The following is a 22,051-nucleotide window of genomic DNA, read 5'->3' as shown; positions in this document are numbered from 1 at the left end:
GCCCCGCCCGCTCACTCGTCGAGGAGCTGTTGTGCGATCGTGTTGCGGAGCACTTCGCTCGTTCCCTCGTATATCTCCGAGAGCTTGGCGTCGCGGTAGAACCGCTCCGCGGGGAAGTCCTTGGTGTAGCCGTAGCCGCCGTGGATCTGGATGCCCTCGTTGGCGACCTCCCGGGCGATCTCCGAGGCGTACAGCTTCGCCTGCGCGGCCTCCTTGATGTAGTCCTCGTCGCGCATCTTCAGGTCAGCCGCCTCGTGCATCAGCAGCTCCGCCGCGCGCGCCTTCGTGTCCATGTCGGCGAGCTTGTGCTGGATCGCCTGGAAGTCAGAAATGGGGCGGTCGAACTGTTCGCGCTGTTGGGCGTAGGATTTCGCCTCGTTAAGTGCCGCGCGCGCGATCCCGACCGACCGGGCCGCGATGGTGATGCGCCCGCCGTTGAGCGTCTTCAGCGCGTGGACGAACCCGTCGCCCTCCTCGCCGAGCAGCCGGTCCTCGGGGATCCACATGTCGTCGAACCGGAGCTCCGCGGTCGGACATCCCTTGTCGCCGAGCTTGTCCTCCGTCCCCTCGACGATGAACCCGTCGTCCTCCTCGGGGCGCACGACGAACGAGGAGATGCCGTTCCGGCCGGCGTCGGGGTCGGTCTTGGCGAACAGGGTGACCGTGTCAGCGACGGAGCCGTTCGAGATCCAGAGCTTGCCGCCGTTCACGACGTAGCCGTCGCCGTCGCGTTCCGCGGTGGTCGACATCGCCGGCACGTCGGAGCCGGCCTCCGCCTCCGAGAGGGCGAACGCGCCGATGTCCTCGGCGGTGTTTAACGCGGTGAGGTACTCCTGCTTCTGGGCCTCGTCGCCGAACTCGTAGAGCATGTTGCCGGCCAGCGAGGTGTGGGCGGCGACGACCGTCCCGAGCCCGCCGGAGCCGCGGGAGATCTCTTCGAGCCCGATCGCGTAGCTGTGGTAGTCGAGGCCCGCGCCCTCGTACTCCACCGGGAACGGCATGCCCATGAGACCGAGGTCGGCCATCTTCTCGACCAGGTCGGCGGGGAACTCGTCGGTCTCGTCGATCTCGGCCGCGCGCGGAACGACCTCCTCGTCGACGAACTCCGCGACGGTGTCGCGTATCTGACGCTGCTCTTCGGTGAGCGTGAACTCCATACCCGAGCCTTTGGCCGGGCGGACTTAGCCGTTTCCACACGATTGTACACGGGTCGTCGGTTCGTCGGAGCTGACGGGAGTCGAGTCGTGCGATTTCGGCCGCCCGTCCCGCGGTCGACGCCCGGCGGACGTTCCACGAGGGTTTTTATGCGTTGTGCCGTAAATACCGGCAACTGAATGAGCGGACGAGAACACGGCCCCGGCGAGGCCGACCTCGAGTGGTGTCACGAGGCGGTCCAGGGGGTCTCGCGGACCTTCGCGCTGACTGTCGACGTGTTAGAGGAGCCGATGGCGTCGCAGATCTGCGTCGGCTACCTCCTCTGCCGCGTCGCCGACACGGTCGAGGACGCGGGTCATATCCCGCCGGACGCCCAGAGCGACGTGTTGCGGACGTACCGGCGATCGATCGATCCGGACGACGAGACGGACATCGCGGCGTTCCGCGCGTCGGTCGACGAGTGGCTGCCCGCGGAGCGCGACGACGACTGGACCGTCGTCGCCGAGGCGCCCACGATCGCTGCGACGTTCGAAGAGCTCGACCCGGAGGCCCAGGATGCCATCGTCCCGCCGGTGTTGGAGATGGTCGACGGGATGGCGATGTTCGTCGAGCGTCACGCGACCGAAGGCGGACTCCGCATCGACGACCGCGACGAGTTGGAACAGTACTGCTACTACGCGGCCGGCACCGTCGGCAACCTCATCACGAACCTGCTCACCCGCGGCGACCTCACCGAGGAGCGCGCGACGCGACTGCGGGAGACCGCCGAGGAGTTCGGCCTCCTCCTCCAGCTCGTCAACGTCTCGAAGGACGTCTACGACGACTACACCGAGGAGAACAACGTCTACCTCCCTGCCGAGTGGCTCGAGGCCGAGGGCGTCGAGCAGGAGCGCGTTGTCCACCCCGAGAACCGCGAGTCGTCCGCGCGGGTCGTCGGCCGGACCGCGGACTACGCCCGCTCGTTCCTCGACGACGCGCAGGCGTACCTGGAGACGATGCCGCTGTCGAACGGGAACACGATGGAGGCGTGGACGGTCCCGTACCTGCTCGCGGTCGGTACCCTCCGAGAGCTCGGGAGCCGCCCGGAAGACGCGCTCACCGAGACCGGCGTGAAGGTGTCCAGACAGGAGGTGTTCGCGGTGATGTCCGCGGCGAGCGACGTCGGCCGCGACTCGCTCGCGGAACTGCGCCAGACCATCGCCCGGACGCCGTTCCACCGCGCGGTCGGCTCGGCGGACTGAGCCGCCGCGCGTCGCCGCCGCTTTCGTTTTTCCCCGGCATCCCTCGTCGCTCACAGCCGCGACCGCGCCCGGGACACCGCGGGAACGCGCACGCCCGTCGTCTCCCCGAGCGCCTCGGCCGCGCTCAGCAGCCACTCCGCGCGCTCGACACGGGAGTCGAGGTCTCCCGGACCGATCCGGTACCGCTCGACCAGCTCCTCGACGGTCGCGCCCCCGATCCACTCGTCTAGGATGCGGGCGGTCTTCACCGACTCCAGCCACCCCTCGAAGTCGTCCGGGTCGGTCATGTCCGTCGTCAGCTGTGCGGCGTTGCTCCGGGCGAACTGGTAGATGTCGGCCCGCTCTGCGTTGCCGAGGTAGGTGTCCTGCATGTCCGGCGTGTCGCAGATCACCTCGAAGGCGGTGAGCGTCGTCGCCTCGGACAGGTCGGCCGCCGCGTGGAGGCCGGCGACGATCCGCTCGCCGGTCTCCGGGCGGACGTACTGCTTCGAGGTCGTCTCGCCGACCGCCGTCGCGACGAGGCGATAGTCCTCGACCCCGCCCGTCTCCCGCGCGACCATCTCGGCCGCAACGAGGTCGTCGACCGCGACGGCGACGGCGTCGGCGAGCCCGCCCGCCCCCGTCTCTCGCGCGTAGAACGTCCCCTCGAACACGTCGAGGATCTCCGACTCGGTCGCGGCGAACCCCGTCGCGACCGCCGCGAGCACGTGCGTCCGGAGCGCGCCCGGCTCGGCGAGCTGCGACTCGACGGCCTCGGGCTCGCCCTCGACGTAGCGCTCGCGAACCTCCCCTCGAGTGTCTGCGTCGGCGACGAGGACCGCCTCCCCGTGCGGGTCGAGGCCGGGCCGACCGGCGCGGCCGCACATCTGGTGGACCTCGAGCGTCGGGATCCACGCCATGCCGCCCTCCCCGTACCGGCGCTGGTCGCGGACGACGACGCGGCGCGCGGGCACGTTGACGCCGGCCGCCAACGTGGGCGTGGCGCAGATACAGGCCACGTCGCGCTCGCGAAACGCCGACTCGACGACGGCGCGGTGACCCGACCGGAGCCCGGCGTGGTGGAACGCGACGCCCGTCCGCAGGCAGTCGGCGAGCTGTCGGCCGGTGAGCGTGCCGTCCACGTCGGTCGCCTCCTCGGCCGCCGCGGCGGCCGCCTCGTCGATCCCCAACTCCGCGGCGAGGCCGTCCTCGGCGAGCCGCTCGGCGAGGTCGACCGCCTCGCGGCGAGAGCGGACGAAGGCGAGGCACTGGCCGCCGTCCGCGACCGCGTCGGCGACCAGCGCGGCCGTGACCTCGGTCGGATCGTTCTCGTCGTCAGCGTCCCCGTCGCCGTCGATTTCGGTCTCGTCGAGGTCGACCGAGAGGCTCGTGCCGTCGTCGAAGTCGACCTCGCCGCCGACGGCGACGCCGGTCCGGAGGTCGACCGGCCGCCACTCGGACTCGACGAGCGCGGCGTCGAGCCAGTCGGCGATCGCCTCGGGGTTGTCGACCGTCGCCGACAGCGCGACCGTCTGGAGGTCCGGATTCCGGCGTCGGAGCGTCGCCAGCGTCACTTCGAGGGTCGGTCCGCGCCCCGTCGCGCCGAGCAGGTGGACCTCGTCGACGACGACGCAGGCCAGCGCGTCGACCCACGAGGCGCCGTTGCGGATCGCCGAGTCGACCTTCTCGCTCGTGGCGACGACCACGTCGTTGCCGGCGAGCGCCTCGCCCGTCGCGTCGAAGTCGCCGGTGGAGATGCCGACGTCGACGCCGGGGAGCGCCGCGAACGTCTCGTACTTCTCGCGGGCGAGCGCGCGGAGCGGGCAGACGTAGAGCCCGGGGCCGTCGGCGGTCAGGAGCGCAAGTTGTGCGACGAGTGTCTTGCCCGAGGCGGTCGGCACCGCCGCGACGACATCGGCGCCGTCGCAGACGCCCGCGTCGACCGCCGCGCGCTGCGGCGGGTACAGTTCGCGCACGCCGCGCTCGGCGAAGTGGTCGACGACGCGTGACGAAAGCGGCAGGTCCCGGACGCGCATACGAACACGCCTTCGGCCGGATCGCTGATAAAGAGTCCGCGGCGCCCCCTCTCGAACCCGTTCGGTCGCCGACTACCCGTCGGCGTCGAAGTCTTGGAACAGCTTCTCGTAGTCCTCGTCGTCGGTCGCGACCGCGTCGCGCGACTCGTCGGCCCGCTCGCGGAGCTCGTCGATCCGACCGGTGAGCCGCTGGTACTCCTCGTTGTCCGCGAGGTCGCTGGCGCTCTTCTCGGACTCCAGCATCGCCTTCTTGGAGGTCAGCGAGAACAGCTCTTGGACCTCCGAGTCGTACTCGCCGCGCCGTAACAGCCCTTCGACGGTCTCTCGGAGCGTCTCGCTCGTGACGGGCTTGACGAGGTAGTCGTCGAACCCCATCTCGAGGATGTCGAAGTCTGGCTCGACGGCGGTGACCATCGCGACCCGACAGTCGATGCCCCGTTCGCGGACGGCCGTGAGGACCTCGTCGCCGGAGAGACCCGGCATGCGTCGGTCGAGGAGGATCGCGTCGACCTCGTCGTCGACCTCGTCGAGTTGGTCGAGCGCCTCGCGGCCGCCGTACGCGGTCCGGACGCGGTACTCGTCGCCGAGCCAAGCGGCGTACAGGTCGGCCAGATCGGGTTCGTCCTCGACCACGAGGACCAGCGGCGGTTGCTCACTCATGGATGACGGGAGCGAGGGGGTGTTCGCTCACACGTTTCGTCTCTCCGCTGGCTATATTAAAATACCTCTTCGAAGCGCCACGCTGATCGGTCGCCCGGCCGGACGCGATCGGACGAGACGCGACCGGAGTCGACGAGGCGCAGCGCGACGCGGTGGGGCGCGACCCGACAGGGACCGCGCTCGGTCGGCGGTCGGTTCCGGTTACTCGTCCGGGCTGTAGTTGGGCGCCTCGTCCGTGATCATCACGTCGTGCGGGTGGCTCTCGCTCTGGCCCGCGGTCGAGACGCGGACGAACTCCGCGCGCTCGTGGAGGTCGGGGACGGTCTCCGCGCCGACGTACCCCATCCCGGAGCGCATCCCGCCCGTGAGCTGGTGGAGCTCGGAGGCGAGGCTCCCCTTGTACGGGGTCGCCGCCTCGACGCCCTCGGGGACGAACTCCTCGTCTTCGTCCTCCTCTTTGAGGTAGCGGTCGCCGCCGCCGGACTTCATCGCGCCGACCGACCCCATCCCGCGGTACTGCTTGTACTTCTTCCCCTGCATCGTGATGACGCGGCCGGGGGCCTCGTCGGTGCCGGCGAAGTACGAGCCGAGCATCACGGCGTCCGCGCCCGCCGCGATCGCCTTGATCGCGTCGCCGGAGTACCGGATCCCGCCGTCGGCGATCACGGGCACGTCGTGCTCGGCGGCGACGTCCGCGACCTCCGCGACCGCGGTCATCTGGGGCATGCCCGCGCCGCTGACGACGCGCGTGGTACAGATAGAGCCCGGTCCGATGCCGACCTTCAGCCCGTCGGCGAAGTCGACCGCGGCCTCGGCGGCCTCGCGCGTGCCGACGTTGCCGACGACCACGTCGGCGTCGACGGTCGCTTTGATCGCCTCCGCCGAGTCGAGCACGTTGAGGTTGTGGGCGTGCGCGCAGTCGATGAAGATGACGTCTACGCCGGCCTGATCCGCCGCGACGGCGCGCTCCTCCTCGAAGGGGCCGACGGCGACCCCGGCGAGCAGGCGCCCCCGGTCGTCGCGGGCGGCGTCCTCGTGTTCGCGGCGCTGGAGGATCCCCTGCATCGTCACCAGCCCGACGAGCCGCTCGTCGCCGTCGACGATGGGGACGCGCTCGATCTTATGATCGTACATCAGTTCGAGCGCCTCGCGCGCATCGACGTCGTCCGGGGCGGTGATCACCTCGTCGGTCATCGCCTCGCGGACGGCGTCGTCCTCGCCGACTTCGAGGTAGGGCCGGATGTCGGTTCCGGAGATGATACCGAGGACCGTGTCGTCGTCGGCGACGACCGGCGCGCCGGAGACGCCCTGCCGCTCCATCACCTCGTCGGCCTCGCGGACGGTGTCGTCGGGCGAGACTGTGACGACGTTCTCGCGGCGGATGACGAGCTCGTGCGCGCGCTTGACGCGCTCGACCTCGGCGGCCGTCTCCTCGGCGGTCATGTTGCGGTGCAGGACGCCGAGGCCGCCTTCGCGGGCCATCGCGATCGCGAGGTCGCTCTCGGTGACGGTGTCCATCGCCGCCGACAGCACGGGGACGGTGAGTTCGACGTGCTTCGACACGCGCGTCGTCAGGTCCGCGTCGTCGGGCTCGACCCGACTCTCTTTCGGACGGAGGAGCACGTCGTCGAACGTCAGCGCTTCCGGGACATCGAGCTTCGCCGAGAATCGGCCAGAATCTGTCGCCATATAATCCGTCATGAACGGCCGATGAAAAGCGTTGCGAGACGGCACGGACGTGGTTGTTGCTCACATTCGAATACCTATTATATACATGATCATGGCTATCAATCGGCCGAGACGCGATCGGTTCGAGAACGATTGAGTCCGTTCGGCCCGTCGAAGCCGCTCTGCGTCCGGAGTGAGAGCCGGCGCCGAGAGATGATCGGAGAAGCCCCGAAAGCGGCGACGGTTCCTCGTCGGAGCCACGCGTTCACCGTGGATACGTCGTGTCATGCGGACGCGTCTCACACAACCTTTAACGCGACCGAAACACGTATATCTGGTATGGACTCCGACAGTCCCGTGAACGCGCGTATCGCCGGCCAGTCGAACGCCGACCTCGGCGTCCGCTTCACAGCCGGCAATCCGCGCAAACCCTTTACATGGGCTCGTCGGACCTCCCGCGGCGTGGACTCCGCGTGCTGGTCCCCGGACCACTGCGAGTCGCACGCGTCCCACCGCCACCCCGACGGTCAGGGCTATCGTCCCTAAATGAGCACGTCACGTCACCCGGTCGCCCTGCGATTAGAACAGCAGGTCGGGAGCGCGACGAAGTTGCTCGCGACCGTGATGGTCCTGCCGCTCATCGACGGCATCTTCCCCGCCCTCGTCGTCGCCGGCGTCCTCGGATCGGCCACCGGCGTCGTCGAGACCGGTATCCTGATCTTCGGCGGCTCCGCGACCGCTGCGGTGATCCTCGCGGAGATGGACGGGACCCGTCGGGAGATGGTCGCGTCCGTGCTACTGATCGGCGCGGTGATCATCCCGGTCGCCGCCGTCGAGGCGGCCCTCGCGCCAACTCTCCAGGAGCTGCTCAACCTGCCCGTCTTCGAGCGGTTCGCCGGGCTTGTCATCCTGACGATCGCCGCGAAGACCGCTAGCTCGGAAATCGGCGAATACCTGCCGAGCCCGGGCGTGATCATCGGACTCGGCCTCGTCGCGAGCTTCGAGCCGTCGGGGTTCGCCCTGCGGACTTCGACCGAGTACGTCGTCAACGGCACCGCGGCCGCCGCCGTGGGCGTGGCGTTCGCGCTGTCGATCGCGCTGCTGTCGCCGCACCTCCGCGGCCGCGTCGACATCGATCGGTTCCGGTTCGGCTCCGCGGTCGCGCTGGGCGTGCTCGCGCTGCCGATCCTGCTCGGCCCGTTCGACCTCATGCAGACGGAGGCGCCCGTCGCGCTCGCGGTGCTCGCGGTGACGACCCTGTTCGCGTACGACCCGAACTCGGAGGGAGAGGAGGGCGCCGCCGGGGACGACGAGGCGCCCGACGACGACGCGCCGGACGGTCGCGTCGACGGCGCGGACAAGTCGGACGCCGACCCCGCCGACGCCGACGAAGAGTCTGAGGAAGCGCCGAGCGAACCGCCGCTCGACGCGCCGCCTGAGGGGCCCTCCCCGATCGTCGACGACGACGTCGCCGTCCTCGCGAACGGCGGCGAGAGCCGGGACGCCGACGACGACGGGGCGGACCCGTTCACCGACGACGACTCCCGCGCGCCGTGGCTGTAAGCCCGGCGTAGCCGGCGACCGACATATCCGATTTCTGCCCCGGATCGCACGGCTCCGTGATCGCCCCGCGTGTCGCCGGGGTTTAGGTACTCGACCCCGAACGGACGGTATGTCGAACCGCGTCGTTCAGGGGCGGATGGTGACGCCCGAGAAGCTCGCAGAGCTGATCGAAGGAGAGTCCGTGCTGGAGGCCGAATCGATCGCGGACGCCGACCGCGACTGCCCGGAGTGCGGCGGGGACGTCATCTCGGTCGGGTACATGCCGAGCGTGACCGAGTTCGTCACCGGGTACAAGTGCCAAGACTGCGACTGGAGCGACGACGACCGAGAGTAACGCCGGTCGGATCGCCGCCGTGTCGCGCGCGTTCGCTCGCCGCCGCCGCGTCGTCGGATCGTCCGTGATCGAAACCCCTTTATCCGCGTTTCGGCAACGGTCGAATGCGAGATCACGCGGGGCTGTGGCCAAGCCAGGCATGGCGACTGACTCCAGAGGCTTGCGCCCGGGACGACACTCCAGACTGATATACCGAGCGGCCGACTGATCATCGGTCGCGTTGACGACCCTCTGGAGTTCCGAGGCGCACCGGAGATATCAGTCGATCGGGGGTTCAAATCCCTCCGGCCCCATACCCTTGCTTCAGAGGTCCCAGTCGGCGGACTACAGTAGCTCGCTGAGTCCGTGCTTGGGAGCCGGCGTATACACGATACATATAGGAGCAGATGTTGGCAATATAGCTCATGGACGATGTCACCGTTGTCGTTCCGGCCTACGACGAGGCGGGTCGGATAGGGCCGGTCGTTCGTGATCTCGTCGACGAGTATGCCGTGCTGGTCGTGGACGACGGCTCGACGGACGCCACGGCGGCGGAGGCCGAGGACGCGGGAGCGGACGTCGTTCGACAGCCGGAGAACGCGGGCTATATCCGCGCGCTGAAACGCGGGTTCCGAGAGGCGACGTCCGAGATCGTCGTCACGTTCGACGCCGACGGCGAACACCGTCCCGAAGACGTCGACCGTCTCGTTCGACCGGTCAGAGACGGCAAGTTGGATCTGGTTCTCGGTGCCAGATCGACCATTCCGCGCCCCTCGGAACGGCTACTCAACGAACTGGCGCGGTTGAAGATCGACGTGCGGGACTCGGGTACGGGGTTCCGCGCGCTCCGTCGCGAACTGGCCGTGTCGCTCGATCTCGACACGGCCTGTACCTGTGGGACGTTCGTGTTAGAGGCGGCCGCCAACGGGGCGAGGATCGGAGAGGTTCCCGCAGAGACGCGCTCGATTCAGAAACCGCGCGGGATCGCTTGGAAACACGGCAGACAGCTCTTCCACGTGCTGCGGTACCTGATGCTTGCCCCACGTCGGTCGTAGGCGCTGGACGCAGTCGCGATACGTATCGGGGACGTTGTGTCTGGATCCCTACGCGTCGACGAACGGGTTCGAGAGCTTCTCGCCCCCCCTTGTGGGCGCCGTGGTGCCTGTCCCCGACGGCGGATCGCGCTCACCGAGGCCGACGGGAGTGATCGGTCGAGACGGCTTCGACGGGTATCGACCGCGTCTCGCGAAGCGGCGGCAAAGTTCCGGTCAGCGGCGAGCCACGATCCGCCCGGCGAGCAAGCCGACGAGCGCGATCATGCCCGCCATCGCGAGGTAGATCGCCAGTCCGATCGCCTCGCCGTTCGCCCCGTTCAGGCCCGCCAGTCCTAGGAATACGACGGCGATGACGGCGTGAAGCGTGAACACGCCAGACGGGACGTTCGCGCCGAGATCGAATCCGAGGTCCATACCCTCGCTTCGGCCACCGTCGGAAAAAGTCGTCCGGTCGGTCGCGCGCCATCGACGCGCTCGCCGCTGACGGGGCCGCCACACTAAACCGACACCGACCCGAGGGCTAGCCCGATGACCGACGCCCGCTCCCGACGCGAGTGGCTCGCCGCGGTCGGCGCAGCGACGACCACCGCCGCGGCCGGCTGTGCCTCGCTCGACAACCCGCCCGTGGACGAGCCCCGCGAGGCCCCGGACGTAGACCCCGGCGCGGGGGACGCGACGCGACAGACGATACCTCCGGGCGTGGCGCAGTTCCGCGGCTCGCTGGAGCGGTGGGGGTACTACCCGGACGAGACGGTGCCCGACGCGGTCGAAGAGGCGTGGCGGATCCCGGCGGTCAACACCGGCGACCACAGCGCGGCGAAGGCGAGCGCGGTGCCGACCCCGGACGGCGGCGTCGTCCTCCCGGGCGACACGGGGGACCTCCTCGCGATAACGACCGACGGGGACGTTCGCTGGCGCGGCGAGACCGACGCGGGAGGGCGCGGGATCCACGGGACGCCCGCGGTCGCGGACGGTCACGCCTACGTAGGCGCGTACGACGGCGTCCTCTACGCGTTCGCGCTCGACTCCGGCGACCTGGAGTGGTCGACCGACCTCGGCGGCTCGATCGGGTCGAGCCCGCTGTACCTCGACGGGGAGCTGTACGTCTCGGTGGAGTTTCCAAACCCCGAAGGGCGGCTGTTCGCGGTCGACGCGGCGACGGGCGACGTGACGTGGGAGGAACCCGACCACCGTCCCACCGACCATCCCCACTCCTCGCCCGCGATCTCGCTCGCCGCCGGCCGGATGGTGTGCGGGTCGAACGACGGCTACTGCTACTGTTGGAGCTTCCCGGAGCTGGAGTTCCAGTGGCGCTTCGCGACCGACCCGCCCGCGTCCAACGACGGCGAGATCAAGGGCCCGATCGCGACGTACGACGGCGCCGCCTTCTTCGGCTCGTGGGACTTCAACGTGTACCGCGTGGACCTGGAGACGGGCGAGGAGGACTGGCGCTTCGAGACGGGCGACCTCTCGATGACGGGGCCCGCGATCGACCCCGAGCGCGACGTGGTGTACATGGGCAGTCACGACGACCACCTGTACGCGCTCGACGCAGCGACGGGGGACGTGGAGTGGCGCTTCCGGACCGGCCGCCCGCTCACCGGCTGCGCGACGGTCGCCGGCGACCGCGTGCTGACGGGGTCGAAGGACGGCACGCTCTACGCGCTGGAGGCCGACTCCGGTGACGAGGTGTGGCGCGTCGACCACGAGGGCTGGATCACCAGCGCCCCCCGCGTCGTCGACGGGGAGATTTACTACGCCGAGCGCGCGCCCGACCCGGAGGGGGGAGACACCGACGGCGGCGGGTACAAGCTCGTCGCCGCGGAGTGAGCGGCGTGGCTGCGGTGGAGGACCGCCGAGACCGCTCACGGCCGCGGTCGATCGGGTAGCTCGAACACCTCCTCGATTCGGGCGTCGAACTCTCGCGCGATCCGCCACGCGAGCTCCAGGGAGGGGTTGTACTCACCCTTCTCGACGTAGAGGACCGTCTGCCGGGTCACGTCGACGCGGTCGGCGAGTTCGGCCTGCGTCAACCCCGCTTCTTCGCGGAGCTCCCGGATACGCGTCTCGAACTCCACGGTCACGCCTCCACGCCCCGCCGTCGGACCCAAGCCCGCGTGCCGTGGGCGACGGAGGAGACGCAGATCGCGACGGCGGCCCACACCACCACGACGCGGGCCTGCGCGTAGGCGGTCGCCGCGACGCCGGCGAGTCCGCCCGTCGCCTCCAGAGCGGACCCGAGGAGGAAGACGGCGAGCGCGGCCCCGAACAGCAGCATCACGGCGCGGCTCGCGGCGGTCCGCGTGATCTCGCGGGTGCGCTCGTCGATCGGCGTGTGACCGACGCGGTCGGCGAGCGTCCGGCTGACCGGGAAGAACGCGACGAACAGCACCGCGCCGCCCGCGATGAGCGGGGCCGATTCGCGGGCCAGTCCGAGGTTGAGGGTCAGTACCGTCACGAGCATGTGAACGGCTCGTCCGATGCGGTATCGCGTCTGAGGTCGCATGGAGTGGTCACCTCTGGACGTAAATTCGATCTAACGTTATATATTTCTTACTCTGCTAACCGGCGCGAGACCCGTTCCTCGCGAGGATTGCGTCAAATATCGGGCAGCGGGCCGTCGGTAAGGAGATCACGAGCCCGCTATCGACGGCGGGGGCTGTCGTGGCCCAGCCCGCAAGGCAGGTCGTACTCGAAGGAACCAGCGGTGAGATGGAACCTGCGAACTCCCGAAGACGTGGACCTACCCCTCAGTGATGAAAGCCCACGAGTGTAGTCGTGGGAGAAGTCACAACACGTCGCCGATCCGGACCGGTTCGCCGTCGAGTTCCGGGTCCTCGGCGACGATCGTCAGGACCTCGTGGTCGGTGACGTCCCGGTACGACTTCCCGGTGGCCTCCTCGATCAGCGTCTTCTCCAGTTCGAACTCGGTCCCCTCGTAGACGACGTCGACCCCGCGGTCGGTGAACGTCAGTTCGGTACGCATGCGCTCAGATACTCGACGAGAGGGGATAAGCGGCACGAACACAGGGAGTCGGCGGTTTCGAGGTGTATCACGAGACCTGCCCGCGGCGGGTCGGCCGTGGGTCCGGGTCAGATCGCGTTACAGGCGGTGTCGTGGCCGGACTCGCAGAGTCGTTCGAGCGTCTCGCAGGCCTGTTCGTTCCCGTTCGCGCAGAGGCGGCGAGCGAGCGCGACCGTCGCGGCCGAAGTGGAATCGGCGCTCGCGTCCTCGCCGTCGCTATCTTCCGAGTCGGCGGCGGCGAGCCGATCGGGACCGCGCGTCCGTTTCCGGCGGTTGCTCCGCGTCGAACGGCTAGATCGGTTCGATAGTTTGTGCCTCCGTGGCATAGATTAACACACGCCGCGGAAACAGATAAATCCGAATCGGGTGTGCGAACTGTACGCACATGGGCCACGGCCGGTCGGCGCCGAGTCGCGTCGAAGCGTGACAGGAGAGGGGCAGTTCAGTCGTCGTCCTCGTCGCGCATCTCGGAGAGGCGGCCGACGAGGTCGTCGGTGTCGGCGTCGCCCTCGATGGAGACCTCACCGTCGTGGTCGTTCTCGTGGACGTTCACCGCGTCGTCCTCGTCGGTATCGACGTCCTGGTCCTTCTGTTCGCTCTCGTCGTACGATCCGAATCCCATACCTGTCCGTTTGGCGGCGCACTGAAAAGCACCGCGACCGCGATCCCGTGCGAGAGCGATTCACTCGCGTCCGACGTTCGTCCGACGCCCCGTACCGTTTATACGCGCGGGGCGACTGCTCCCGGTGTGTCGCTGCGAGGAGGCGGCCCGATAGAGGAGCTCGCGATCCCCTCGGGGACGACCGTCGAGGAGCACGACGTCGTCGTCGACGGCGACGTGCTCGTGGGCGGCCAGTCGACCGTCGAGCTCGGCGTCCGCGGCCGCAACGTCGCGATCGGCGAGCGCGTCAGCGTCGGCGACGACATCGAGGCCGAGGGAGACTGCCGGCTCGACACCTGGTGTTCCGTCGACGGCAACGTGTTGGTCGGCGAGGACGCGTACCTCGGCGAGCGGGTCACCGTCACCGGGCGCCTGATGGTGTCGGGCGACCTCGACATCGGTGACGACGTGACGATCGAGGAGGGGTTCGAGGCCAACGGCTGGATCGTCATCCGCAACCCGGTGCCGACGATCGTCTTCTACTTCATCGTCCTCTCGCAGCTGCTGCGCGTCGGCGAGACCGACGCGGCCGACGAACTTGCTGAGGCGCTCGCCGACGGCGACGACGTCCGCGACCCACTCTTGATCCCGCGGAGCGCCGAGATCGCCGACGACGCGTGGCGCGTGTCGACGCCGGCGACCGTGGGCGACGACTGCCGGCTCCACGGCAACCTCCGCGCGGCGTCGATCCGCGTCGGGGAGCGCAACGAGGTGTTCGGCTCGCTGCGCGCCCGCGAGGACATCACCGTGGGCGCGGAGACGGTCATTCACGGCGACGTGACGACCCGGGGCGGAACCGTGACCGTCGAGGCCGGCGCGCGCGTCCTCGGCGACGTCTCCGCCGGCGAACTCGTGGTGTACGACGGCGCGGAGATACAGGGCACGCTCCGGGCGCGCGGCGAGATGAAGTTGGTACAGCGGACGGGCCCCGAGACCGAGGCGGACGAAGTCGAGGAAGGGGGAGGAGCCGAAGCCGGAGGGTCAGACGGAGTCGACAGCGAGGAGCCGGACGGAGTCGGAGATGACGACGCCGATCCGGGCGACGGGACCGAGAACGAGACGACGGAGTCCGCGCGCGAGGATGACGCCCCCGAGACAGACGGCGAGTCCGACGCCGAGGGGACCGCAGCGGTGACCGCCGACGCCGGGGCGGCGACGGAGGGGGTCGAGTCAGAGAACGACTCCTGACCGGGAGAGAACGTCTTCGGCCAGTACCCGCCGATCCCAGAACAGCTGTATCGAAGCCTGAAGAGACACATTAACGCAGATGAGCCGCCAGTTCGGCGGACGTTTAACCCGATTTTAGCCGTTTTAATTTCACAAATTATCTGAACGGACACAAGGCACTTACAACGGCCGCCGAAACGGCCGAGTGCGACATGAGCCGATCACTGACGGCGACCCGCCGCGCGACGCTGGCGGGGCTGGGCGCGATCGTCGCATCGGGAAGCGTGACAAGCGTAGCCGCGGCCGCGGAGAGGGACTGGACCGTCGAGGCGACCGAGACGGACAGCACGCTTCACGACGTGGTGTCGGCGAACGCCGGTCGCTTCGCGGTCGGGGGCGGCGGCGTGCTCACCGCGCCCGCCGAGGAGGGTTGGCTGACGCTCCGCGACGGCGGCCCGACCGGAAACGGGAACAACCTCTACGGCGCGTCGGTCACCGACGACGGCGAGCGCGTCTGGTTCGTCGGCGCGAGCGGCGCCATCGGCGAGTACATCCCCGCGACGGACACGCTCGTTGACCGCTCCGCGCCGATGGACAACACGAACAACTACAACGACGTCGCGGTCACCGGCGCCGCCGGCGAGGCGAACGTGTACGTCGCCGGCGACTCGGGGAAGATCTACTACAGCTTCGAGAACGGCGCGACGGGGACGTGGGACTACGTCACGCCCGGGAGCGGCTCGGCGCTCCCCGCGATCGACTTCCACGCCCCCCGAAGCGGACACGCGATCGATACGAACGGGCGCGTGTTCGCCACCGACGACGGCGTCACGTGGAACGCGATCGGCATCGAGGACGCGAACGTGACGTTCTACGGCCTCGACAGCGACGCCCCCGACGACGTCGCCGTCTCCGGCGGCAACGGGACGCTCCTGACGTACGACGGCGCGAACTGGACGCCCGACGCCCTCGGCGACGCCGACCTCGTCGACGTCGAGACCGACGGCGAGGCCGGCTACGTCGTCGGCAGCGGCGGGGTGGTTCAGGAGTCGACCGCCGACGACCGGATCGTCCTCGACACGCCGACCGGCGAGAACCTGAACGCGGTCGACGTCGACGGCGACGCGGTCGTCGTCGGATCCAGCGGCACCGTCCTGCGTCGGTAACGGCCTCGGCGACGGCCACTCGATCGGTCCATACCCGCCGAGCTATCGGATCCCCCTCAGTCGCCGTCTCCGTCCGGGGCGGCGACGAACACTTCATCGTCGAGGGCCTCGCAGACCGCGTCTGCGAGCGCCCGGAGGTTCACGGTGTCCTCGCGGTTGTACGAGACGAGCGTCTCCAGCGCTTCCTCGTCGCCGCGCTCGTACTCACGCCAGAGGCGCACCGCGTCGCGGCCGGAGATGTCCGGGCGGTCGCGGTCGATCCCGAGTTCCTTCTCGATCGGTTTCAACCCGCCCGAGAGGCCGATCCGCTTGGCCGGGTACATCAGGTCGAGGTGGGGCGTGTCGATTTCGACGTCGAAGGATGTTTCGAGGAAGGGGACGTCGAAGCGCGCGCCGTTGAACGTCGCGAGCAGGCTCGCGTCCGCGAACTGCTCCCGGAGCCGGCGCGCGGTGAGGTCCTCGCCCGCGACGAGCGTCGTCGTCTCGCCGCCCTGATGGAAGCTGACCGTCGTCACGCGGTCGCGGCGCTCGTCGAGGCCGGTGGTCTCGATGTCGAAGAAGCAGGTCTCCTCGCGGAAGTTCTCGTAGAGCCGCCAGCGCTCGCCGGAGGGGAACTCGCGGTCGAAGTAGGCCGCGTCGCCGTCGTCGAGCCGCGTCAGCGCCTCCGCGATGAACGACTCGATCCGGTCCGCGGTCGTCGTCCCGACGCCCGCGACGTCGACCCCGGGGTCGAACGCCTCCCACGTGGTGACGCCCCGCCCCCAGAGGCGTCGTTCGGTCGTCTCGCCCACCCCCTCGACGGGGATGAAGCTGTTCTCGATGCGCATGTCCGTTCCGGCGCGACGCGTAGCTAAAAAGCCGACGGGAGCGGGCGGGCGGCCCCGACCGACGAAGAGCTAACACGGTCCGGGCCCGAGGGCCGTGCGTGATCGAGCGAGCGAACCGACGGGAGGGCGAGGCGCGAGCGCCGCGATGACACGGACAGACCCAGACGATGTCACGCTGATCGGGCATCGCGCCTGCGCCGACCAGTACCCGGAGAACACGGTCGGAGCGATCGAGCGCGCGTCACCGCGCGTCGACGCCGTCGAGCTCGACGTGCGACGGTGTGCGAGCGGCGAACTCGTCGTCGTCCACGACGCGGATCTCGGCCGACTGACCGACGCGTCCGGACCCGTCGCGGATGCCGACTGGAGCGAACTCCGCGAACTGACGGTCCTCGGCTCCGAGGAGTCGATCCCGCGGCTCGACGGCGCGCTCGACGCCGCGCCCGACGACCTCACCGTCAACGTCGAGGTCAAGGAGCCGGCCGTCGCGGGCGACGCGCTCGACGCGGCCCGGCGGGCGGCGAACGAAGTACTGTTCTCGTCGTTTCACCCTCGGGCGCTCGCGGCGCTGCGGGACCGCGACCCCGAGACTGCGCGCGCGCTGCTCGTCGCGGGCGGGGACGCCGAGCGCGCGGTCGAGGCGGCGACCGACCTCGGCTGCGTCGCGGTCCACCCCCCGATCGACGTCGCGACCGAGCCGGGGTTCGTCGATGCGGTACACGAGGCCGGGCTGCGGGTGAACGCGTGGACCGCGACAGACCGCGACGAGGTCGAGCGGCTCCTCGGAGCCGGCGTCGACGGGATCATCGCCGACCGGTGGGACCTGCTCCCGGAGCCGGGGCGGTCGTCGCGGGACTAAGTAGCTCCCGCTCCAACGCGACGATATGTGCGGCCGCTACACCCTCTTCACCCCCACCGCCGACCTCGAAGCGCGGTTCGACGCCGACTTCGGCGACCGTGAGCCGAGCTACAACTGCGCGCCCGGGCAGTCGCTACCGGTGATCGCGGACCGGGATCCCGGCAAGACGACCCGGATGGAGTGGGGGCTGACCCCGTCGTGGGCGGACGAGTCGTTCGACCTCATCAACGCCCGCGCGGAGACCGTGCGGGAGAAGCGGAGCTTCGCCGACGCCTTCGAGCGCCGGCGCTGTCTCGTCCCCGCCGACGGCTTCTACGAGTGGGTCGGCGGCGACCGCGGCGGCGGGAAGACCCCCTACCGCGTCGCGTTCGACGACGACCGCCCGTTCGCGATGGCGGGGATCTACGAGCGGTGGGAGCCGCCGACGCCGGAGACGACCCAAACGGGGCTCGGCGCGTTCGGCGGCGGGGGCGAGGGCGGCGAGACGGGCGACGAACCGGACGCGGTCGAGACGTTCTCGATCGTCACCACCGAGCCGAACGACCTCGTGGCTGACCTCCACCACCGGATGGCGGTGATACTCGACCCCGACGCGGGCGAGGAGGAGACGTGGCTCCACGGGGGCCCCGACGAGGCCGCAGCGCTGCTCGACCCGTACCCGAGCGACGACCTCACCGCGCACCCGGTGTCGACGCGGGTGAACTCGCCGAGCGTCGACGCGCCCGACCTGATCGAACCGGTGGCCAGCGACTGAACCGTACGCCAACGGCTGAGCCGGAGCGGTCCGGCTCGTCGGACCCGGCGCCCGCGACCGCTCAGGGCGCGACGAGGTCGACCACCGTCTCGTCGTCGACGACGACGTTGTACGCGCCCTCGTCCTCGTTCCAGAGGACGAGCCCGTTCTCGACGAAGACCACCGACCCGTAGTCGGCCTCGCGGAGGTCGCGGTTCAGCGCGGTCTCGCGGGTACAGACGAGGTAGTGGTCGGTCGCCTGCGAGCCGTCGCCGACGCGGTAGAGCGCGTTGTCCCCCTCGCTCAGGTCGTGGCTCAGCTTCACCGCAAGCAGGTTCACCCGGTCGGTGACATGGCGCTCGGACTCGGCCATGCGCGCGCACCGCTCCGCGCTCGCCTCGATGTCGACCCGTCGCCGCCCGTCGGGGCGGAGTATCGAGTAAGCGAACTGGACATCGACGTTGACGAACTCGCCCGGCTCGTCGGTCTCGCCGCGCGCCGTCGCCTCGTCGAGCCGGCGCTGGAAGGGCGGGACCGCGAGGTCCGGGGCCACGCCGAACGACCACCCCGGATCGCTCGGGACCGCGTCGGGCCACAGTCGGAGCGCCGGCGAGTACATTTCGGCGTCGCGTCCCGGTCCGGCGCCGTCCCCGTCGCCCGCGACGAGCGCGCGTTCGACCCGCCGGAGCCCGACCGCGGTGTTCCGGTCGGCGGGCGCGAACGCCACGAGGCTCCCGTCGGGCGCGAGCGCGTCGAGGGCGGCGTCGGCGACCGTGACCGGGTCGGCGAGCTCCGAGAGCACGTTACCGAATATCACGATGTCGAAGGGGTCGTCGGTCGCTGCGGCGGGCGATTCGCCCTCGTCGAGACCGAGGAACGCCTCGGCCGTCGCCTCGTGGAGCGTCGTCCGGAAGTTGCGGCCGGTCTCCTCCAAGAGCCGGTCGAGCACGTCGGTCGCGGCGCTCGGCTCGACGGCGTGGTACTCGACGATCGCGTCGTCGGGGAGGTAGTCGTGGAGGCCGAGCGCGGGGCCGCCCACGCCGGCTCCCACGTCGAGGACGCGGAGCGTCCGGTCGAGCAGGCCGTTCTCGGTGAGGTCGTCGAGGACGTGGCCGACCGTGGCGTAGTACGCGGGGAGGTGGTAGATCGCGTAGCCGAGCGCCGCGACGCGGTCGTACTCGACCTCGTTCTCGTAGAGGTAGTCCGTCTTCAGCTGGCGGACCCGCTCGCGGAGCTCGTCGCCGGACTCGCCGCGGTGCCAGTTGGCGCCGTACTCGCGGACGAGCAGGTCCTCAACCGCGAACGCGTACGCCTCCGGAAGCGCCTCCGGGGCCCAGCCCGGTGGGTCGACGGGCGACTCGTCGACGGGGACGAACGCCCCGTCTTCGCGCTCGCGGAGCCGGAGGTCGAACGCCTCCTCGCGGAGCGTCTCGCGGACGACCGCCGGGTGCGGCGTCCCCTCGATGTACTCGGCGATCTCCTCGGGGTCGATCGGTCTGACGTTGCGCAGGTAGTTCGCGTTGTTCCGGACCGCGGTTCTGTCGATCATGGTTTCTCGTCTGGTTCGCGTCGGCTCACTCCAGCCGGTCTCGCCCCTCGCGGTCGCCGCGGGCGCGCTCGTAGAGGGCGGCGAACGCCTCGTCGTCGGCCGCCGCGATCTCTGCCGCGGCGTCGGCCACCCCGTCCGCGCCGTCGAAGGCGCGCTGAATCTCCGCGTACACCGCGGGCGAGCCCTCGGTGACCGTGTCGGCGACCTCCTCCAGCGCGGCCGACACCGGCGTGTGGAACTCCTCGCGGACCGGGTCCGCGGCGAGCCGCCACGCGAGCACCGCGGCGTGCGCGCCCGCTTGGACCGTCTCCATCGCCGCATCGTGTTCGTCCGCGGTCGTCTCGAACACGTCGTTGCCCCCCGCCTGGACCGAGTCGGTGAGCCCGTCGACCGTCGGGCCGCCCTCGTCGACGACGACCGCGACGTTCCCCGGAACGCGCGGCGGGGCAAACAGCGGGTGGTAGCTCGCGCGTTCGAGGCCGGGGGCGTGCTCGCGCATCGCCGCGAGCGCGTCGGTCATCTCGCCGGAGACGTCGACGATCGCCCGCTCCGCGCGGGGCGCGTACGCCTCGACCGCCGCGGGGACCGCCGACATCGGCACCGCGAGGCAGACGGCGTCGTGGGCGGTGTCCCCGTCGGCGTCGACCGCTCTCGCGTCGCGGTCCGCGGCGGCGTCGGCCGCGACGGCCGGGTCGCGGTCGGCGAACGCGACGGTCGCGTCGACCGGCGCGGCGTCGGCCGAGACGGTGTCGGCGACCCAGCGACCGATCTCGCCGGCGCCGACCACGAGGAGGTCCATCGGTTACGCGAACGGAGGTGACGCGCCGGTTAAAAGGACTCGCCTCGAAGCGGGCGAGGGATCGGACGCGCCGGAGGCTTAGACGCGACGGAAGCTCGGACGCGACGGAGATTGGGGCGCGGTGGGATCCGACTCGGCAGGACTCCCGACGCGACGCTCCGGGCCGGGGGGGTCGGTCGGTCTCACCCCTCCGCGCCGAGTCGACCGATCACGCCCGCGCCGGGCGAGAGAGACCGGACCGCCGGGAGCAGCGCGAGCGCGATGGCCAGTTCCAGTCCGCCGACCGCGAGGAACGCGGGCGTGTACCCGAACGCGCCCGTGGCGCTCCCGCCGACGAGGAAACCGGCGAGGAAGCCGAGCGAGCCGAACACGTTGAACAACCCCATCGCCGCGCCCCGCACCTCCGGTTCGACGAGGTCGGTGACGAGGGCCATCGTCGCGGGGGCCATCAGGGCGCCGCAGACGCCGACGAGGACCATCAGCGCCGCGGCGATTGGGTACGCAGGCGCGACGCCGACGCCGACCGTTGCGACGCCGTACGCGAGCGACCCGGCCACCACGGGGAGGAAGCGGCCGATCCGGTCCGAGAGCGCGCCGAACGGCGACTGGAGGAGCGCGAACGGGACGAAGAAGAGCGCGAGGGTCGCGCCCGCGCCGGCCGCTGACAGCCCGAACGTCGCCGGGTCCTGGAAGTAGTAGACGCCGACCAAAGCGAAGAAGCCCGCCGTCAGTCGGTCGACGAAGCCGAACGCGAGCGGGACGAGGAGGCCGGGCGTCGTCCGGGCGCGGGCGAGCACGCCCCGGAAGCCGCCCCCGTCGGTCTCACTCGCCGAGTCGCTCGCCCCCGAGTCGCTCGCCTCCGAGTTGTTCGCGGCCGCGGTCCGCCTTCGGTCGTCAACCGTCGCCGCCAACAGCCCCGCCGCCGCCAGCACGACCGCCCCGGCGTACACCGGGTACAGCGCGCCGAGGCCAGCGAGCGAACCGCCGACGACGGAGCCGACCGCGGCACCGAGGCCGATGGCGAACCCGGCGGTCCCCATGTTCCGGCCGTTGCCGCCGCGAAGATCCATCAACAGCGTGATCGACAGCGAGAACGCGCCGATAGTGAGGGCGCCCCCGACGACCCTGACGAGGAGCGCGGCCCCGAAGCCGAGCCCGAGTCCCGGCAGCGACGCGAGCGCGACGTAGGAGGCCGCGCCGCCGAGCGCGCCGGTGACGATCAGCGGAACTCGCGTCCCGAGCGCGTCAGAGAGCGCGCCCCAGACGACCGCGAACGTCACGAACGCGCCGAACTCCGCGACGAGGAACCACATCCCGGCGTCGATGCCGGCCGGGGCGCCGAGCGCGACCACGAGGTCCGGCACGCCCGGGTAGAGGAGGACCTGCGAGATCAGCACCGCGAGGACGACCGCGCCGAGCCGGCGGCGGTCGGTCGCGTCGGCCGCGGCTCCGGCGGTGTCGATCTCGGCCGCGCGGTCGCCGCCGGCCGCGGTCGCGGCGGAGGAATCGCCGTCGCTCATCTGCGGGTACGACGGGACGAACGGGCAAAAGACCGACGCTCCGCAGAGTATCGGCCGGAGAATCCCCTCACGACT

General features: G+C 70.3%; 23 protein-coding genes and 1 tRNA gene. 10 read left to right on the top strand and 14 right to left on the bottom strand.

What is annotated here, in order from left to right; genetic code table 11:
- Nucleotides 1–11: 11 nt before the first annotated feature.
- On the bottom strand, nucleotides 12–1,157 hold the full coding sequence (locus EO776_RS05915) for an acyl-CoA dehydrogenase (RefSeq protein ID WP_049929935.1): 1,146 nt from the start codon (nucleotides 1,155–1,157) through the stop codon (nucleotides 12–14).
- A gap of 177 nt (nucleotides 1,158–1,334) precedes the next feature.
- Here EO776_RS05915 and EO776_RS05910 point away from each other — a divergent pair, with 177 nt between their 5' ends.
- Nucleotides 1,335–2,396: a phytoene/squalene synthase family protein gene (locus tag EO776_RS05910; RefSeq protein ID WP_094519554.1), complete on the top strand. Its 1,062-nt coding sequence runs from the start codon at nucleotides 1,335–1,337 to the stop codon at nucleotides 2,394–2,396.
- Between the two features lie 50 nt (nucleotides 2,397–2,446).
- Here the strand turns inward: EO776_RS05910 and EO776_RS05905 are convergent, their stop codons facing one another.
- The 3 genes from EO776_RS05905 to guaB form a co-directional block, all read right to left on the bottom strand.
- Nucleotides 2,447–4,411: a DEAD/DEAH box helicase gene (locus EO776_RS05905; protein ID WP_129452374.1), complete on the bottom strand. Its 1,965-nt coding sequence runs from the start codon at nucleotides 4,409–4,411 to the stop codon at nucleotides 2,447–2,449.
- Between the two features lie 72 nt (nucleotides 4,412–4,483).
- The gene (locus EO776_RS05900; RefSeq protein ID WP_049929939.1) at nucleotides 4,484–5,071 is read right to left on the bottom strand and encodes a HalX domain-containing protein; all 588 of its coding nucleotides are present in this window, start codon (nucleotides 5,069–5,071) and stop codon (nucleotides 4,484–4,486) included.
- Between the two features lie 201 nt (nucleotides 5,072–5,272).
- Nucleotides 5,273–6,760: an IMP dehydrogenase gene (gene guaB / locus EO776_RS05895; protein ID WP_089307795.1), complete on the bottom strand. Its 1,488-nt coding sequence runs from the start codon at nucleotides 6,758–6,760 to the stop codon at nucleotides 5,273–5,275.
- Between the two features lie 525 nt (nucleotides 6,761–7,285).
- Between guaB and EO776_RS05885 the strand changes: the two genes are divergently transcribed.
- The 4 genes from EO776_RS05885 to EO776_RS05875 all read left to right on the top strand — a co-directional run bounded on the left by EO776_RS05885 (nucleotide 7,286) and on the right by EO776_RS05875 (nucleotide 9,670).
- The gene (locus tag EO776_RS05885; RefSeq protein WP_089307796.1) at nucleotides 7,286–8,302 is read left to right on the top strand and encodes a DUF5794 domain-containing protein; all 1,017 of its coding nucleotides are present in this window, start codon (nucleotides 7,286–7,288) and stop codon (nucleotides 8,300–8,302) included.
- Nucleotides 8,303–8,411: 109 nt separating this feature from the next.
- On the top strand, nucleotides 8,412–8,636 hold the full coding sequence (locus EO776_RS05880; protein WP_049929945.1) for a DUF5795 family protein: 225 nt from the start codon (nucleotides 8,412–8,414) through the stop codon (nucleotides 8,634–8,636).
- A gap of 118 nt (nucleotides 8,637–8,754) precedes the next feature.
- Nucleotides 8,755–8,929 (top strand) — tRNA-Trp (locus EO776_RS18905).
- A 111-nt stretch (nucleotides 8,930–9,040) separates the two neighbouring features.
- Nucleotides 9,041–9,670 (top strand): glycosyltransferase family 2 protein, encoded by a 630-nt coding sequence (locus EO776_RS05875; RefSeq protein ID WP_049929946.1) that lies wholly within the window; start codon nucleotides 9,041–9,043, stop codon nucleotides 9,668–9,670.
- 213 nt (nucleotides 9,671–9,883) lie between these two features.
- Here EO776_RS05875 and EO776_RS05870 read toward each other — a convergent pair whose 3' ends face one another.
- Nucleotides 9,884–10,084: a hypothetical protein gene (locus EO776_RS05870; protein ID WP_049929948.1), complete on the bottom strand. Its 201-nt coding sequence runs from the start codon at nucleotides 10,082–10,084 to the stop codon at nucleotides 9,884–9,886.
- A 114-nt stretch (nucleotides 10,085–10,198) separates the two neighbouring features.
- On the opposite strand from EO776_RS05870, the gene EO776_RS05865 reads away from it, so the two are divergent.
- On the top strand, nucleotides 10,199–11,500 hold the full coding sequence (locus tag EO776_RS05865; protein ID WP_094519555.1) for an outer membrane protein assembly factor BamB family protein: 1,302 nt from the start codon (nucleotides 10,199–10,201) through the stop codon (nucleotides 11,498–11,500).
- A gap of 35 nt (nucleotides 11,501–11,535) precedes the next feature.
- Here EO776_RS05865 and EO776_RS05860 read toward each other — a convergent pair whose 3' ends face one another.
- The 5 genes from EO776_RS05860 to EO776_RS05835 all read right to left on the bottom strand — a co-directional run bounded on the left by EO776_RS05860 (nucleotide 11,536) and on the right by EO776_RS05835 (nucleotide 13,317).
- Nucleotides 11,536–11,748: a helix-turn-helix transcriptional regulator gene (locus tag EO776_RS05860; RefSeq protein WP_049929951.1), complete on the bottom strand. Its 213-nt coding sequence runs from the start codon at nucleotides 11,746–11,748 to the stop codon at nucleotides 11,536–11,538.
- Between the two features lie 2 nt (nucleotides 11,749–11,750).
- On the bottom strand, nucleotides 11,751–12,134 hold the full coding sequence (locus EO776_RS05855; protein ID WP_086215319.1) for a hypothetical protein: 384 nt from the start codon (nucleotides 12,132–12,134) through the stop codon (nucleotides 11,751–11,753).
- Between the two features lie 324 nt (nucleotides 12,135–12,458).
- Complete coding sequence (locus tag EO776_RS05845; RefSeq protein ID WP_086215320.1) at nucleotides 12,459–12,656, bottom strand: DUF5800 family protein; 198 nt, start codon at nucleotides 12,654–12,656, stop codon at nucleotides 12,459–12,461.
- Nucleotides 12,657–12,763: 107 nt separating this feature from the next.
- The gene (locus tag EO776_RS05840) at nucleotides 12,764–13,021 is read right to left on the bottom strand and encodes a hypothetical protein (RefSeq protein WP_049929956.1); all 258 of its coding nucleotides are present in this window, start codon (nucleotides 13,019–13,021) and stop codon (nucleotides 12,764–12,766) included.
- 116 nt (nucleotides 13,022–13,137) lie between these two features.
- Entirely contained in the window at nucleotides 13,138–13,317 is a 180-nt protein-coding gene (locus EO776_RS05835; RefSeq protein WP_049929958.1) for a DUF5786 family protein, read from the bottom strand.
- Between the two features lie 126 nt (nucleotides 13,318–13,443).
- On the opposite strand from EO776_RS05835, the gene EO776_RS05830 reads away from it, so the two are divergent.
- A complete protein-coding gene (locus EO776_RS05830; protein ID WP_094519556.1) occupies nucleotides 13,444–14,544 on the top strand; it encodes a polymer-forming cytoskeletal protein in 1,101 nt (366 codons plus the stop codon).
- A 263-nt stretch (nucleotides 14,545–14,807) separates the two neighbouring features.
- Nucleotides 14,808–15,689, top strand: a complete 882-nt coding sequence (locus EO776_RS05825; protein ID WP_176454922.1) for a WD40/YVTN/BNR-like repeat-containing protein — start codon at nucleotides 14,808–14,810, stop codon at nucleotides 15,687–15,689.
- A gap of 56 nt (nucleotides 15,690–15,745) precedes the next feature.
- On the opposite strand, the gene EO776_RS05820 is transcribed toward EO776_RS05825, so the two are convergent.
- Complete coding sequence (locus EO776_RS05820) at nucleotides 15,746–16,516, bottom strand: ribonuclease H-like domain-containing protein (protein ID WP_049929962.1); 771 nt, start codon at nucleotides 16,514–16,516, stop codon at nucleotides 15,746–15,748.
- 145 nt (nucleotides 16,517–16,661) lie between these two features.
- Between EO776_RS05820 and EO776_RS05815 the strand changes: the two genes are divergently transcribed.
- Together EO776_RS05815 and EO776_RS05810 are read left to right on the top strand one after the other, a co-directional pair.
- Nucleotides 16,662–17,375, top strand: coding sequence for a glycerophosphodiester phosphodiesterase (locus tag EO776_RS05815; protein WP_089308091.1), 714 nt, complete (start codon nucleotides 16,662–16,664; stop codon nucleotides 17,373–17,375).
- 25 nt (nucleotides 17,376–17,400) lie between these two features.
- Complete coding sequence (locus tag EO776_RS05810) at nucleotides 17,401–18,129, top strand: SOS response-associated peptidase (protein ID WP_094519558.1); 729 nt, start codon at nucleotides 17,401–17,403, stop codon at nucleotides 18,127–18,129.
- A 61-nt stretch (nucleotides 18,130–18,190) separates the two neighbouring features.
- On the opposite strand, the gene EO776_RS05805 is transcribed toward EO776_RS05810, so the two are convergent.
- The 3 genes from EO776_RS05805 to EO776_RS05795 all read right to left on the bottom strand — a co-directional run bounded on the left by EO776_RS05805 (nucleotide 18,191) and on the right by EO776_RS05795 (nucleotide 21,976).
- Entirely contained in the window at nucleotides 18,191–19,657 is a 1,467-nt protein-coding gene (locus EO776_RS05805) for a small ribosomal subunit Rsm22 family protein (RefSeq protein ID WP_094519559.1), read from the bottom strand.
- 25 nt (nucleotides 19,658–19,682) lie between these two features.
- Complete coding sequence (locus EO776_RS05800) at nucleotides 19,683–20,456, bottom strand: prephenate dehydrogenase (protein WP_049929967.1); 774 nt, start codon at nucleotides 20,454–20,456, stop codon at nucleotides 19,683–19,685.
- Between the two features lie 182 nt (nucleotides 20,457–20,638).
- Nucleotides 20,639–21,976: an MFS transporter gene (locus EO776_RS05795; RefSeq protein ID WP_246041499.1), complete on the bottom strand. Its 1,338-nt coding sequence runs from the start codon at nucleotides 21,974–21,976 to the stop codon at nucleotides 20,639–20,641.
- Nucleotides 21,977–22,051: the final 75 nt, after the last annotated feature.

The organism is Halorubrum ezzemoulense (assembly GCF_004126515.1).
GTDB lineage: Archaea > Halobacteriota > Halobacteria > Halobacteriales > Haloferacaceae > Halorubrum > Halorubrum ezzemoulense.
This window is presented reverse-complemented; position numbering and strand designations above follow the sequence as displayed.